Origin of the sequence: Kribbella pratensis (assembly GCF_004365355.1) — a bacterium.
In the GTDB taxonomy this organism is placed as follows: domain Bacteria; phylum Actinomycetota; class Actinomycetes; order Propionibacteriales; family Kribbellaceae; genus Kribbella.
Genome location: NZ_SODP01000001.1, coordinates 1,353,169 through 1,366,133 on the forward strand (window position 1 = coordinate 1,353,169; position 12,965 = coordinate 1,366,133).

Here is a 12,965-nt window from a genome sequence, read left to right on the forward strand (position 1 = left end):
CGGTTGGTTGCGCCAGGCAAGGATTCCTACGGCCAGCAGGATCGGGCCCGTGGGACGGTCTACCACTCCGGGGTGGTGGTGGGCGTAACGGCGAAGATGATGTTCGCGGTGATCAGGACGACGGCGGACAGGAGGAGGGCGGGGCGGCGGCGTCCGTTCATGCCGTAGGCAACCAAGGGGGTCGCGACGATCGTGCGGACCGCACCACGGTGACGACAGCGGTAGAGACGGGGCGCGCCGGTCAGGGAGGGCATGCCGGGCATGGAGGAGAGAGAGGCCTATGAGCTGAGGCGTGGGGCGGGCGCTGCGGCCGGCTGTGGGTCGACTTGTACGGCGGGGCGGGCGAAACCGTGCTGCGTGCAGCCGCCGGCGGTGCTAATGGCGGAGCCGGTGCGGTCTCGCCCGGGACTGGGGGCGGAGACGCAACAGGTGAGGGCTGGTGGGCGGAGGCGCGACCGGCGGCGGTGGCGGTGGCGGTGGCGGTGGGAAAGCATGGCGGAGTGACCGGACGGCTCGTTGGTACGGAGGGTGACTGTCCACAGGTGTTTGCGGGTTGTGGGTAAGGCTATGGATAAGGGACGTATGTAGGCACCAGGTCGACGGTGAGTGACAGGGCGCGGCATTGCGGGCACGTCACACGGGTGATCGGCATACGTCCTCCTGGGGTTGGATCCGCTGTCCCGAGACGGAACGGCCTGTCGTTTGGGTGCGTCTATTGGGAGTTCTGGCGTAGGCTGCTGCGGTCTGTCGATCGGCTTGGTCGGGGGGACGGATACGGGGAGCAAGATGAATACAGGGCATGTGGAGCTTGCGAGGGCTCAGCAGGAGCGGTGGGAGTCGGCTTATGTGCGACGACCGCGGTTGCATGGGGTGGGGCCTTCGAGGGCGGCGGAGTGGGCGGCTGGGGTGTTTGGTGCCGCGGGCATCGATGATGTGCTGGAGTTGGGGGCGGGGCACGGTCGGGATGCGCTTTTCCTGGCCAGGCAGGGATTCAGCGTGCATGCCACCGACTTCAGCGAGGCGGCGCTGGATCAGTTGCGGCTGGAGGCGCAGCGGGAGGGGCTCGACGATCGGGTGACGGCGGCGTTGCACGACGTACGGGATCCGTTGCCGCCGGCCGATGCGACGGTCAACGCGGTGTTCGCGAATCTCCTGCTGAACATGGCGTTCTCGCCGTCCGAGCTGCGGTCGCTCGTCGCGGAGATCCACCGCGTTCTCTGCCCTGGTGGGATTTTCGTGTACGCCGTGTGGTCGGCAGCCGACTCGTGCGCGAAGCACTGGCGTCGGTTGGAGGACGGGCTGGCGATGCACGACGGCTTCGTCGGGCGGTTCTTCGACGAGTCACTGGTGACCGAGCTGGCCGAGGAGTGGCGGCTCGACGAGACGACGCCGTACGACGAAGGTCAGCGGCGGATGTGGCGGGTCACCATGACCAAACCCGTGCAGGAAAGCTGAAGCCGGCTCTAGGTGTTCCGGTTCCGAACAGGTGAAGTTGCCTGCGGAACCGGCGTGCCAGATTGCGGTGTGGTCACCAAAGCGAAAAGTTGCATTGACGAACCCGACCGGTTCCGACAGGCTCGGTCCGCGTCTCACCTTCGACCATCGGAGATACAGCAAAATGCAGTGGTACATCGACGTTCTGAAGAAGTACGCCGTGTTCAGCGGCCGGGCCCGCCGCAAAGAGTACTGGATGTTCGTGCTCTTCAACGTGATCGTCTCGATCATCCTGTCCATCCTGGACCGGATCCTCGGGCTCGACTTCGGCTCGGGCTCGAGCAGCTCGTCCGGCTGGCTGTCGACGATCTACAGCCTGGCGGTGCTGCTGCCGACGATCGGTGTGGCGATCCGGCGCATGCACGACACCGGGCGTTCGGGCTGGTGGATCCTGATCAACCTGATCCCGTGTATCGGGTGGATCTGGTTCATCGTCCTGGCTGCCCAGGAGGGCAACGCCGGTGACAACGCCTACGGTCCGGACCCGAAGGCGGCCGAGCGGTTCGGCGGCCCGGGCCAGGCCGGTCCGGCGGAGCCGGGTTACCCGACCGTCTGAGTCCGTCTGGGTCCAGACACACAGAACGCCCCGCCGATCGGCGGGGCGTTCTGCTGTTACTGAGCAGGGTTTCAGTTGGCCTGGCTGATGCTCGACATGTTGAAGTCGGGCACGAGCAGCGGCGGCGTCGCTGTCCGCGAGAAGTAGTCGCCCCACTCCCTCGAGTACGACGGAACCGTGGCGCCCGCAGCGGTGAACCGGCCGAGCAGATCGACCGGGCTCTCGTTGAACCGGAAGTTGTTGACCGCCCCCGTCACCTCGCCGTTCTCGACCAGGTAGACACCGTCGCGGGTCAGGCCGGTCAGCAGCAGCGTCTGCGGGTCGACCATCCGGATGTACCAGAGGCAGGTCACCAGCAGGCCGTTGTCGAGCCCGGCGACCAGGTCGTCGGTCGAGCCGGCGCCGCCGTCGACGGAGACGACGTAGTTCGCGATGTCCGGCGTCGCCTCCGGTACGCCGATCAGCTCCGCCGTGTGACGGCTCGTCATCAGGTGTTCGAGCTTGCCGCCCCGGATCCAGTCCGTCGCCTGCAACGTCAGCCCGTTGTCGAACACGCTCGACGAGCCGCCCGACGACCGGGCCACCGCGAACGCGAACGCCTCGAGCCCGGGCAGCGCCGGGTCGGAGTGCAGGTTCACCGGCTGTTGCGACAGGGTGTCGCCGATCCGGGTCCCGCCGCCGGACTTCGAGAACACGGTCTGGCCGTCGAAGGCGTCACGGCCGTCGAGCTGCCAGTACAGGTACGTCATCAGGTCGGCGACTGCGGCCGGCGGCAGGATCGTCGGCTGCCGGCCGGCGTCGACCGAGACCGTCCGGGTCGCCCAGCCGAGCCGGCGGGTCAGCTCGGCGTCGAGCGCGAGCGCGTCGACGTCGGTGAAGTCGCGGGTGGCCGTGCCGACCCAGGCCGAGTGGCTGAGGTCGGCGTTCTTGCCGGTCGAGGACACGTATCCGCGGGGGAGCGCCTGGCGCAGCCGCAGTCCGGTCGACGAACCGACGTACAGCGTGACGACCTCGTGGTTGGCGAACCCGTACAACCGACGCCGCTCGAGCTCGGCGCGCTTGAGCGACTCGCCGAGCGACGGCGCGAACTTCTCGTAGACGCCGACCGTGGTCTCCTCGGGTTCGAGGTCCCAGTCCGCGCCGACGGCGCCGTCGACGAGCGGGCGGGCGTCCTCGGCCGGTCCCGAGGCGCGGGCGGTGGCGATCGCGGCGGAGACGATCTCGTGCAACGAGTCCTCGGTGACGGACGAGCGGCCGATGACGCCGGCCGCCGTACCCTCGCCGGATCCGACCGTGGCGATGACCGTCACGCTCGAGCCGCGCATCGCGCCGTTCGTGGTCAGGGTGTTGTTGGCCCAGCGCAGGTTCGTGCTGGAGGTTTCGGCGACGAGTACGACGCAGCCGTCGGCGCCCTCGGCCGCGGCCAGCGCCAGACCGCGCTCGATGGTGTCCTGGGGCGTGAGTTGGATCGTCACCGGCCGGCCTCCTGCGTGGTGTTGAGAATGCGGACGCTGCGGAACAGCGCGGACGGGCAGCCGTGGGTGACCGCGCCGGACTGCGGCGGCTCGGCCTTGCCGCAGTTCAGCGCGCCGCCGAGCAGGTACGTCTGCGGGCCGCCGACGGCCTCCATCGAGCCCCAGAAGTCGGTGGTGGTCGCCTGGTACGCCACGTCGCGGAGCTGGCCGGCGATCTTGCCGTCGACGATCTTGTAGAACCGCTGACCGGTGAACTGGAAGTTGTACCGCTGCATGTCGATCGACCAGGACTTGTCGCCGACGATGTAGATCCCGTTCTTCACCCGGCTGATCAGCTCCTCGGTGGAGGGGCCGTTCGGGGCGGGCTGGAGGGAAACGTTGGCCATCCGCTGGATCGGGATGTGGCCGGACGAGTCGGCGTACGCACAGCCGTTGGAGCGCGGTGTGCCGAGCAGGTCTTCGTTCTTCTTCGCCATCCGGCGGTCGACCTGGTAGCCGACCAGGATGCCGTCCTTGACCAGGTCCCACTGCTGGCCGGCGACGCCCTCGTCGTCGTACCCGACGGTGGACAGGCCGTGCTCGACGGTGCGGTCGCCGGTGACGTGCATGACCGACGAGCCGTACTTCAGCGTGCCGAGCTTGTCGGTGGTGGCGAAGCTGGTGCCGGCGTAGTTCGCCTCGTAGCCGAGGGCGCGGTCTAGCTCGGTGGCGTGCCCGATCGACTCGTGAATGGTCAGCCAGAGGTTCGTCGGGTCGATAACGAGGTCGTACTCGCCGGCCTCGACGGACGGGGCGGCGAGCTTCTCGGCGAGCCAGCCGGGGATCTGGGCGAGCTCTTCGTCCCAGTTCCACCCGGTGCCGGTCATGTACTCCCAGCCGCGGCCGGCCGGCGGGGCGCAGGTCGACATCGAGTCGAACCGGTCCTCGGCGACGGCGTGGGCGGTGATGTTCGGGCCGATGCGGACGCGCTGCTGGGTGTACGACGTGCCGGCCGAGTTCGCGTAGTACTTGCACTCGTGGATGGTCGCGACGTGGACGCTGACGTGGGCGACGCCGTCGGCCTTCAGGAGGCGGTCGCTGTAGTCGGTGAGCAGGGCGATCTTCTCGGCGCGCGGGACGGTGAACGGGTCGATCTCGTACGACGAGATCCAGGTGACGTCGTCGTACACGGGCTCGTCGGCGAGCTCGATCGTCTCGGCGTTGATCGGGCGGGACACCTGCGCCATGTTGACGGCCTGCTCGGCGACGCGGACCGCTTCGTCCTCGGTGAGCGCGACGCCGGCGGCGAATCCCCACGTGCCGTCGTGGATCACGCGGACGGCGAGACCGAGGTCCTCGTCGTCCTTCGCGCTCTCCAGGACGCTGTCGCGCAGGGAGATCGACTCGGACCGGATCCGCTCCAGGCGGAACTCGGCGTACGTCGCGCCGAGGTCGCGGGCGCGGTGGAGCGCCGCTTGGGCGAGTTCATGACGGGGGAGGGCGAGGAAGCTCGCGTCGACTTCTGGCACGGTGTCGACCTTATACACGGAACCGGACAAAGCCCGGCGGTGTAGTGACAATGACAAGAAACCGCCTCGCTCCGCTCGGCGGGCTGGGTGAGGGTGCCTCGCTTCGCTCGGCGGGCTGGGTGAGGGGCCCGGCTCCTGGGTGGGGTGAGGGTGCCTCGCTTCGCTCGGCGGGCTGGGTGAGGGGCCCGGCTCCTGGGTGGGGTGAGGGTGCCTCGCTCCGCTCGGCGGGTTGGGTGGAGGCCTTGCTCTACCGGTTGGGGTGAGGGTGCCGCGACTGGATGAGCGGGTTGGGTGAGGTGCCTCTCTTCTCTCGGTGGGTTGAGGCGGGGCCCGGCTCGTGGGTGGGGTCGGGGTCCTCGCTTACTCGGTGGATGTGGGGTCGGTGGGGTGAGGGTGGATTGGTGGATGGGAGGCGTGATCGAGGGCGGTGGGGATGGTGAGGTTCTGGCTCGGGTGCGGGGTGGGGAGAGTGCCGCGTACGGCGAGTTGGTGGGGCGGTATGCCCTGGTGGCGAAGCGGACTGCGGTGTTTCTCGGGGCGGGCGCTGATGCGGATGACGTGGTGCAGGAAGCGTTCGTCAAGGCTTACAGAGGGCTGGGCGGGTTTCGGGAGGGAGCTGCCTTCAAGCCCTGGTTGTTGCGGATTGTCGCCAACGAGACGCGGAACGCGGTGCGGGCACGCGGCCGGCGAGCACGGCGTGAGGAGCTCGCGGCGCCGCTTGACGTCGTGCTGGATCCTGCCGACGCCGCTGTGTCGCTGGAGCGTCGGACCGAGCTGCTGAACGCCGTACGGACGCTCCCCGAGCCCATGCGGCTCGTAGTGACCTGCCGGTACCTGCTGGATCTGGATGAGCAGGAAACCGCCGTAGTACTCGGCTGGCCCCGCGGGACGGTCAAATCACGCCTGCATCGCGCGCTGGGGAGACTCCGCGACGCTCTACCGGACAAGGAGGTGCAGCGATGAGCCTTGAAGACGAACTGCGGGCTGTCGGACGATCTGCCGTCGTACCTCCGGTTGACGACACCCTGACAACCACAGTGCTTACACGCGTAGCGGACATCCCAGTGCGGAAGCGACTGCGCGACAGATGGCGTACGTTCCTCGCCGGCTTCCTCGTACTGCTCGCCGGCCTCGCGCTGACCCCACCAGTACGGGCCACCGTCGCAGAGTGGCTGCGGATCGGCGGAGTCCAGGCGCAGCCAGTCGGCAGCGGTCCGAGTACTGCGCCTCCGGTGCCCACCGTCGGGGAACACCTGTCGTTGGACCAGGCTGCACAGGTCGCCGGGTTCACTCCAGCGCTTCCCAAGGAGCTGGGTCCGCCGACCGGAGTCGAGGCGTCGAAGGGATTCATCGCGACCAGCTGGAGCGGTGTGCGGTTGGAGCAGTTCCAGTCCGGCATCGAGCCCATGTACCTCAAGCGGTACTACGGCAGCCTCGAATACGTCGAGCAGATCAACGCCTTCTGGTTCAAGACCCCACACGACCTCGTACTGGTCGACAAACGCGTCGTACGCGTCGCCGGACCCACTCTGGTCTGGGAGCGCAACGGTGTGACGTTCCGCCTAGAGGGCCCGGACAAGACCCGGGCAATAGCCCTGGCAAGCGGAACCTCCTGACCGACGGTGGTGTATCCAGCGTGAAAGGAGAGCCGCATGATCCGTCGTACGCTCGCACTGGCCGCAGCACTGCTCGGACTGACCGCGTTCACCGCACTTCCAGCTCACGCAGGAGGTCCCACCAGCGTGCTGCTCAGCGCACCACCGCACGTGACCGCTGTCGGCTACGACGACGAGCGGTACTACGACCTGCAGAGCCTGGTCCAGGCCCCATCGAAGGCCGACGCCGGAAGTGACGTACACAGCGCCGGGAGGTTCGTCCGCGCGACCTGGCTGATCCACGACATGAGCGTGTGGCGGATCGACATCATCTATCCGGACGCACCCGGTGGCCCGTGGATCTCCACGGAGGAGTTCCTCACCGGAACCAAGCCGGCCAAGCCGACCTGGCACCGGGCCGCCGATCCGGCACGCCTTCTCGAGGTGCTCGGAACGTTCAAGCTCCTCGACGGCAAGTTCGACGGCGGCCCCACCGTCGACAACGGCTCCACGCTCGGCAACGACTCCACCCTCGGCAACGGCTACTCCTCAGCCGACGCGCCTGTCACCACACCCGAGCCGACGCCCGCACCCGCTCAGGCGCAAGCGACCACCAGCGTCTTCACCGGCTGGCGCTGGATCATCCCCGGCGTCCTCATCGGCTCAGCCGCCGCAATCGTTGCCGTCCGCCTCTTCCCGAAGCGCCGCTGGGAGCTGATCGACTAGAGCTTCGCGGCCAGCTCGAAGCCCGCAAACAGCCGCCCACCGTACTCAGTAAGGATGCGGTCCACGGCAACGACCAGCCGGTCGTCGTCTGCCCTTACGCCGTCCATCAACGCCGCAGCCTGAGCGCTGTCGTACGCCGAAACCTCCCGCAGCAGACCCTTGCCGGTGCCGGACCAACGCCCGGCACCCGTCAGCAGCAGCCGCGCCGCGTCCTGCCACAGCACCGAAGCGATCGCCAGCCGCACATCACCGGACGCATCCGACAGGTCGTCGATCAGGTTGGTGATCGTGTACCGCAGCAGGTCCAGCTCGTCCACGGACAACGGCTTAGGCCCGGCAGCCACCTCAGCCAGGTACTCCCGCTGCAGCCGAGCTCCGCACCCGTCTGTGTCCAGCAGTACGACGGACTCCCCGACGAGCCGCATCATGGTCGGCTGGCGTCGCTCCTGGTCCTTGTCGGCGAAATTGCGCAGCGACTTCTCGGTGTGCACGAACAGCTCGACCGGCCACCCGCCGTACTCGAGCGACTTCCGCATCGGCGCTGGAGGACCGTCCAGCAGCACGGTGATGTCCAGGTCGGAGGTACTGCTCGCGTCACCGCGCGCCACGCTGCCTCCGAGCCAGGCGGCTCGGGCATCCGGATACAGCTCGTGTACGAGTTGGCGTGCGACGTCCATCAGGACAGTGTCAGCCAGCGCAGCAGTTCGCGGTACGCATTTGCCGGTGGGATGTGACCGCCCACGTAGTACTTGCGTTCCGCGTGCGGCATCGCGGCGGCCAGGATGTCGACGTACTTGCCAGCACGTTCGTCGGCTGAGCCGTGCCAGAGGCTGACCGGGACCTTGATGTCGCCCAGCTCGAAGCCCCACGGGGCAGCGAAGGCGAGGTGGTCGTCGAGCCAGCCGTCGTGGCTGGTGACAAAGGTGGCGTCGAGACGAGCCATCGCCGCGGCGTCCTCCCGGGCGGGCGGACCCGGCTCAGCTCCCGGTTGAGGTGGGATCTCTGGTCCGCCTGCTTCAACCGCAGCCATGATCGCCCGGGTTGTCTCCTCCAGCCCGGGCCGGAGGTCACCGTGTACTGCGAGCCAGGAGGTCCGATTGCGACGCGGGTCCGCGAGCTCTTCCTCCTCGGTCGGCTCTGGACCGTCGACGATCGGCGGCGCGTTGCTACCGATCACCGCGCACCTCGTCACTCGCTCAGGCAGCAGTGCGGCACACGCCAACGCATGCGGACCGCCACCGGAGCCACCTGTGACCGCGAAGCGGCCCCAGCCCAGCGCATCGGCCACCGCAACCGCGTCCTCGACCACAGAGGCCACAGTGCGCCCTGGCTGGCGCGTCGACCCGCCGTAACCGGGGCGGTCAGGGGTGGCGACCCGCAGACCGGACGACTCGATCGCCGCCACGGCGTCCGGCCGCTTCCAGCGTGTTGAGGGCGTACCCCCGAACGAGAGCGCCGGCAGACCGTCCTCATCGCCGTAGATGCTGTAAAGAACCATCCGGTCCCCGACCCTCACCATGCCGTCCACCAGCGGAGCGTAACCACCCGACAGCAGCTATCCGAATCCACAGTTACCAACCCGAGATTCTCGGAATTCGAGATGCAACGACGGTGGTGGAAGGATGCGCTCTAGGTTTTGTCGGCTGTAAGAATCCAACCAGTCGGGAGTGCTTGTGAGTTCCTCGGTCGCCGGGACCGTTTCACCCACCCGGCAGGCGATGCGCCGGCTACGGCGTGACCGCAGCGCGCGGGTCGGCGTCGTACTGGTCGTGGGGCTGATCGTGGTCGCGGCGGCCGCGCCGCTGCTGGTCCGGCTGGCCGGCCAGGACGCGACGACGTACCACATCGATCTGCTCGATCCGAACCGCGGCAACGCGCCGGCGGGCGCGCTCGGCGGGATCAGCGGCACTCACTGGTTCGGTGTCGAGCCGCTGACCGGCCGGGACCTGTTCTCGATCGTCGTCCTCGGCCTGCGGACGTCGCTGACCATCGCGGTCGTCGTCACCGTGATCACGACGGTCGTCGGCACGCTTGCCGGCATCAGCGCGGCGTACTTCGGCGGCTGGTACGACGCGGTCATGTCGCGGCTGCTCGACTTCCTGTTCGGGTTCCCGCAGCTCGTCTTCATGATTGCCCTCGGCATCATCATCCCGGCCAGGTTCCCGCGCTGGCTGCTGCTGATCCTGGTGCTGAGCTTCTTCGGCTGGGCCGGCCTGGCCAGGCTGATCCGCAACCAGGCCCGCTCGCTGGTCGCCCGTGAGTTCGTCGAGGCGGCGCGCAGCGTCGGCTCGAGCGGCTGGATGGTCATCACCCGCGAGCTCCTGCCGAACCTGCTCGGCCCGGTCCTGGTGATCGCCACGCTGGCGATCCCCGGCTACGTCGGCACCGAGGCGGCGCTGTCGTTCCTCGGCGTCGGCGTACCACCGCCGACACCGAGCCTCGGGCGGTCGATATCGGACTCGATCGCCTGGGTGTACACCGGCGCGGACCCGTGGTTTCTGCTGTTCCCGGGCACGGTGCTGTTCCTCGCCGTCCTGGGTTTCACGCTCGTCGGTGACGGCGTGCGGGACGCGTTCGACGTCCGGTTGCGGAGGACGAGCTGATGCCCGACCTCGTCTGGTTCGTGACCCGGCGGCTGTTCGCGGCGCTGCTGGTGATGCTCGCGCTGAGCCTCGCCGTCTACCTGGTCTTCTACGCGATCCCCGCCGACCCGGCCCACCTGGCGTGCGGCAAGCCGTGTACGCCGGACCGCCTGGAGCAGGCGCGGCACTTCATGCAGCTCGACCAGAGCACCCTGCAGCAGTACCTGAGCTTCCTGAAGGGCGTCTTCGCCGGCCGCACCTTCGGTGACGGTACGGCGGCCGTGCACTGCAACGCGCCCTGCTTCGGGTACTCGTTCCCCCTGGCCCGCCCGGTCACCACGCTGATCCTGGACCGGCTGCCGGTCACCGCGTCGATCGCGATCGGCGCCGCCATACTGTGGCTGCTCTTCGGTGTCTCGCTCGGCGTGATCGCCGCCCTGAACCGCGGCCACTTCCTCGACCGGCTCGCGATCGGGGTCGCGCTGGTCGGAGTCTCGACGCCGTCGTTCCTGCTCGGTCTGCTGGCCATCCTGGTCTTCGGGTTCTGGCTCAACATGGTCCCGGTCAACGGGTACGTCCCGTTCACCGAGAGCCCGGTCGACTGGGCCTGGCACCTGATCACGCCCTGGATCGTGCTCGCGATCCTGCAGGCGGCGTCGTACATCCGGCTGACCCGTTCGCAGATGCTCGAGGAGCTGAACCTCGACTACATCACCACGGCCCGGGCGAAGGGCGCCGGCGAGTCGCGGGTGGTCCTGACCCACGGACTCCGCGGCGTCCTCGTGCCGGTCGTGACGCTGTTCGGCCTCGATCTCGGCGGTCTGCTCGGAGGTGCGATCCTGACCGAGAAGGTCTTCAGCATGCAGGGCCTCGGCGACCTGCTGATCACCGCGGTCGGCTCGCTCGACGTGGCTGTGGTCGTCGGTGTGACGCTGTTCTCGGCGTTCCTGATCATCCTCGCGAACCTGGTGGTGGACATAGTGCACGGTGTGCTCGACCCGAGGGTGAGTCATGGCTGAGCCGGGGCTGACTGCGCCGATTCTTGAGGTGCATGACCTGCACGTCACCTTCACGACCGAGGGCGGTCCGGTGCCGGCCGTCGACGGGATCGACTTCGCCGTCGCGCCGGGGGAGACGCTGGCGATCGTCGGCGAGTCCGGCTCCGGCAAGAGCGTCAGCTCGGCCGCCGTGATGGGCCTGCTGCCCTCGAACGCCCAGGTCACCGGCGAGGTTCTGCTCGACGGCCGCGAGCTGAACGGCCTGCCCGGCGACGAACTCCGCAAGATCCGCGGCAACGACATCGCGATGGTCTTCCAGGACGCCCTGTCCGCGCTGAACCCGTACTACACCGTCGGCTGGCAGGTCGCCGAGGCCTACCGCCTGCACCACGACGTCTCGAAGAAGAAGGCGCACGAGCGGGCGATCGAGCTGCTCGACAAGGTCGGCATCCCGGACGCGTCCCGCCGGGCCGACAGCTACCCGCACGAATTCTCCGGGGGAATGCGCCAGCGGGTCGTGATTGCTATGGCTCTGGTGAACGACCCCAGAGTGCTGATCGCGGACGAGCCGACGACCGCACTCGACGTGACCGTGCAGGCACAGATCATGCGCCTGCTCGACGACGTGCAGGCAGAGTTCGGGACAGCGCTGATCCTGATCTCGCACGATCTCGGCGTGGTCGCCGAGGTCGCCGACGACGTCCTGGTCATGTACGCCGGTCGCGCGGCCGAGCGCGGCACGGTCCGTGACATCTTCTTCCGGGCCGCCCACCCGTACACGCTCGGCCTGCTCGGCGCGATGCCGCGGGTCGACGTACCGCCGAAACCGCGGCTGACCACGATCCCCGGCACGCCGCCCACGCCGGGATCGATCACCACCGGTTGCCCGTTCCAGCCGCGGTGCGCGTACACCCACCGGGTCGGCGAGCGCTGCATCACCGAGCGTCCCGAGCTCACGCCACGCCCCGGTCAGGGCGATCACGAGGCGGCCTGCCACCTCGGACGACGGCCGGAGGTGCTCCTGTGACTGAGGAGCTGCTGAACCTCAAGGACGTCAAGAAGTACTTCGGTCTACGCGGCGCTCCGTGGCGCAAGGCGCAGTCCGTCCGCGCGGTCGACGGCGTCAATCTCGTCGTCCGCAAGGGCGAAACCGTGGGCCTGGTGGGCGAGTCCGGATCGGGTAAGTCAACGCTGGCCCGCGTGGCGACCCGCCTGCTCGACCCGACCCAGGGCCGTGTCGAGATCGGCGGCACCGACGTCACCAAGGTGCGTGGCCGCAGGCTGCGGCCGGTCCGCCGGCGGATCCAGATGGTCTTCCAGGACCCGCAGGCGTCGCTGAACCCGCGGCAGTCGGTCGGCACCATCCTCAGTACGCCGTACCGCGCACAGGGGATCCGTCCGACCCGCACCCAGCTGGTGGACCTGCTGAAGCAGGTCGGCCTCGCCGAGCAGTACCTGGAGCGCTACCCGCACGAGTTCTCCGGCGGTCAACGCCAACGGATCGGGATCGCCCGCGCATTGTCGGTGAAGCCGGACCTCCTGGTCTGCGACGAGCCCGTGTCGGCGCTCGACGTGTCCGTCCAGGCCCAGGTGCTGAACCTGCTCGCCGATCTGCGCGACGAGCTCGGCCTGTCGTACGTGCTGGTCGCGCACGACCTCGCCGTGGTCCGGCAGGTCGCCGACCGGATCGCCGTCATGTACCTCGGCACGATCGTCGAAGAGGGCCCAGCCGCGCAGGTCTACGAGGCGCCGGCGCATCCGTACACGAAGGCGCTGCTGTCCGCGGTACCGGTGCCTGAGCCGGGTGTGGACCGGGATCGGATCGTGCTGACCGGCGACGTACCGACGCCCATCGACCCGCCGTCCGGCTGTCCGTTCCGGACCCGTTGCTACAAGGCGCAAGACGTGTGTGCGACCGAACGACCGGTGCTCGAGCCCGTCCAAGGTTCGACCGAACACTCGACCGAACACTCGACCGGACATCGTGCCGCCTGCTACTTCCCCGAGCCCCCACCCTCCTGAGAGGACATG

14 protein-coding genes are annotated in these 12,965 nt (G+C 68.5%); 9 read left to right on the top strand and 5 right to left on the bottom strand.

Annotated elements, in window-relative coordinates:
- Positions 1 to 59: 59 nt before the first annotated feature.
- The gene (locus EV653_RS06315; RefSeq protein WP_134098835.1) at positions 60 to 254 is read right to left on the bottom strand and encodes a hypothetical protein; all 195 of its coding nucleotides are present in this window, start codon (positions 252 to 254) and stop codon (positions 60 to 62) included.
- 532 nt (positions 255 to 786) lie between these two features.
- On the opposite strand from EV653_RS06315, the gene EV653_RS06325 reads away from it, so the two are divergent.
- Together EV653_RS06325 and EV653_RS06330 are read left to right on the top strand one after the other, a co-directional pair.
- On the top strand, positions 787 to 1,455 hold the full coding sequence (locus tag EV653_RS06325; protein WP_134098837.1) for a class I SAM-dependent methyltransferase: 669 nt from the start codon (positions 787 to 789) through the stop codon (positions 1,453 to 1,455).
- A 163-nt stretch (positions 1,456 to 1,618) separates the two neighbouring features.
- A complete protein-coding gene (locus EV653_RS06330) occupies positions 1,619 to 2,050 on the top strand; it encodes a DUF805 domain-containing protein (protein ID WP_134098839.1) in 432 nt (143 codons plus the stop codon).
- Between the two features lie 71 nt (positions 2,051 to 2,121).
- On the opposite strand, the gene EV653_RS06335 is transcribed toward EV653_RS06330, so the two are convergent.
- On the bottom strand, positions 2,122 to 3,525 hold the full coding sequence (locus EV653_RS06335) for a metallopeptidase TldD-related protein (protein ID WP_134098841.1): 1,404 nt from the start codon (positions 3,523 to 3,525) through the stop codon (positions 2,122 to 2,124).
- Positions 3,522 to 5,033: a TldD/PmbA family protein gene (locus EV653_RS06340; RefSeq protein ID WP_134098843.1), complete on the bottom strand. Its 1,512-nt coding sequence runs from the start codon at positions 5,031 to 5,033 to the stop codon at positions 3,522 to 3,524. Before EV653_RS06340 ends, EV653_RS06335 begins: the two co-directional genes overlap by 4 nt.
- Before the next feature lie 405 nt (positions 5,034 to 5,438).
- On the opposite strand from EV653_RS06340, the gene EV653_RS06345 reads away from it, so the two are divergent.
- The 3 genes from EV653_RS06345 to EV653_RS06355 all read left to right on the top strand — a co-directional run bounded on the left by EV653_RS06345 (position 5,439) and on the right by EV653_RS06355 (position 7,354).
- Positions 5,439 to 5,996 (top strand): RNA polymerase sigma factor, encoded by a 558-nt coding sequence (locus EV653_RS06345; protein WP_134098845.1) that lies wholly within the window; start codon positions 5,439 to 5,441, stop codon positions 5,994 to 5,996.
- A 101-nt stretch (positions 5,997 to 6,097) separates the two neighbouring features.
- A complete protein-coding gene (locus tag EV653_RS06350) occupies positions 6,098 to 6,649 on the top strand; it encodes a hypothetical protein (protein ID WP_238159596.1) in 552 nt (183 codons plus the stop codon).
- Between the two features lie 36 nt (positions 6,650 to 6,685).
- Entirely contained in the window at positions 6,686 to 7,354 is a 669-nt protein-coding gene (locus EV653_RS06355) for a hypothetical protein (protein ID WP_134098849.1), read from the top strand.
- On the opposite strand, the gene EV653_RS06360 is transcribed toward EV653_RS06355, so the two are convergent.
- Entirely contained in the window at positions 7,351 to 8,031 is a 681-nt protein-coding gene (locus EV653_RS06360; RefSeq protein WP_134098851.1) for a nucleotidyltransferase domain-containing protein, read from the bottom strand. The two genes, EV653_RS06355 and EV653_RS06360, sit on opposite strands and share 4 nt — an antisense overlap.
- Positions 8,031 to 8,873 (bottom strand): alpha/beta fold hydrolase, encoded by an 843-nt coding sequence (locus EV653_RS06365; RefSeq protein ID WP_134103967.1) that lies wholly within the window; start codon positions 8,871 to 8,873, stop codon positions 8,031 to 8,033. The genes EV653_RS06360 and EV653_RS06365 overlap by 1 nt, the downstream gene beginning before the upstream one ends.
- A gap of 154 nt (positions 8,874 to 9,027) precedes the next feature.
- Here EV653_RS06365 and EV653_RS06370 point away from each other — a divergent pair, with 154 nt between their 5' ends.
- Genes EV653_RS06370 through EV653_RS06385 form a run of 4 tightly spaced genes read left to right on the top strand, consistent with a single transcriptional unit; the run spans position 9,028 to position 12,956 of the window.
- Positions 9,028 to 9,957: an ABC transporter permease gene (locus tag EV653_RS06370; protein ID WP_134098853.1), complete on the top strand. Its 930-nt coding sequence runs from the start codon at positions 9,028 to 9,030 to the stop codon at positions 9,955 to 9,957.
- Positions 9,957 to 10,955 carry an ABC transporter permease gene (locus EV653_RS06375; protein ID WP_134098855.1) on the top strand — a complete coding sequence of 333 codons (999 nt, stop codon included), beginning with the start codon at positions 9,957 to 9,959 and terminating at the stop codon, positions 10,953 to 10,955. The genes EV653_RS06370 and EV653_RS06375 overlap by 1 nt, the downstream gene beginning before the upstream one ends.
- A complete protein-coding gene (locus EV653_RS06380) occupies positions 10,948 to 11,961 on the top strand; it encodes an ABC transporter ATP-binding protein (RefSeq protein ID WP_134098857.1) in 1,014 nt (337 codons plus the stop codon). The genes EV653_RS06375 and EV653_RS06380 overlap by 8 nt, the downstream gene beginning before the upstream one ends.
- Entirely contained in the window at positions 11,958 to 12,956 is a 999-nt protein-coding gene (locus EV653_RS06385; protein WP_134098859.1) for an ABC transporter ATP-binding protein, read from the top strand. The genes EV653_RS06380 and EV653_RS06385 overlap by 4 nt, the downstream gene beginning before the upstream one ends.
- Positions 12,957 to 12,965: the final 9 nt, after the last annotated feature.

Bases quoted from the DNA above. Each gene is read 5' to 3' on its own strand.
- EV653_RS06355 (WP_134098849.1), top strand. From the start codon at position 6,686: ATGATCCGTCGTACGCTCGCACTGGCCGCAGCACTGCTCGGACTGACC.
- EV653_RS06380 (WP_134098857.1), top strand. From the start codon at position 10,948: ATGGCTGAGCCGGGGCTGACTGCGCCGATTCTTGAGGTGCATGACCTG.
- EV653_RS06330 (WP_134098839.1), top strand. From the start codon at position 1,619: ATGCAGTGGTACATCGACGTTCTGAAGAAGTACGCCGTGTTCAGCGGC.
- EV653_RS06365 (WP_134103967.1), bottom strand. From the start codon at position 8,873: ATGGTGAGGGTCGGGGACCGGATGGTTCTTTACAGCATCTACGGCGAT.
- EV653_RS06375 (WP_134098855.1), top strand. From the start codon at position 9,957: ATGCCCGACCTCGTCTGGTTCGTGACCCGGCGGCTGTTCGCGGCGCTG.
- EV653_RS06315 (WP_134098835.1), bottom strand. From the start codon at position 254: ATGCCCTCCCTGACCGGCGCGCCCCGTCTCTACCGCTGTCGTCACCGT.
- EV653_RS06325 (WP_134098837.1), top strand. From the start codon at position 787: ATGAATACAGGGCATGTGGAGCTTGCGAGGGCTCAGCAGGAGCGGTGG.
- EV653_RS06360 (WP_134098851.1), bottom strand. From the start codon at position 8,031: ATGGACGTCGCACGCCAACTCGTACACGAGCTGTATCCGGATGCCCGA.
- EV653_RS06345 (WP_134098845.1), top strand. From the start codon at position 5,439: ATGGGAGGCGTGATCGAGGGCGGTGGGGATGGTGAGGTTCTGGCTCGG.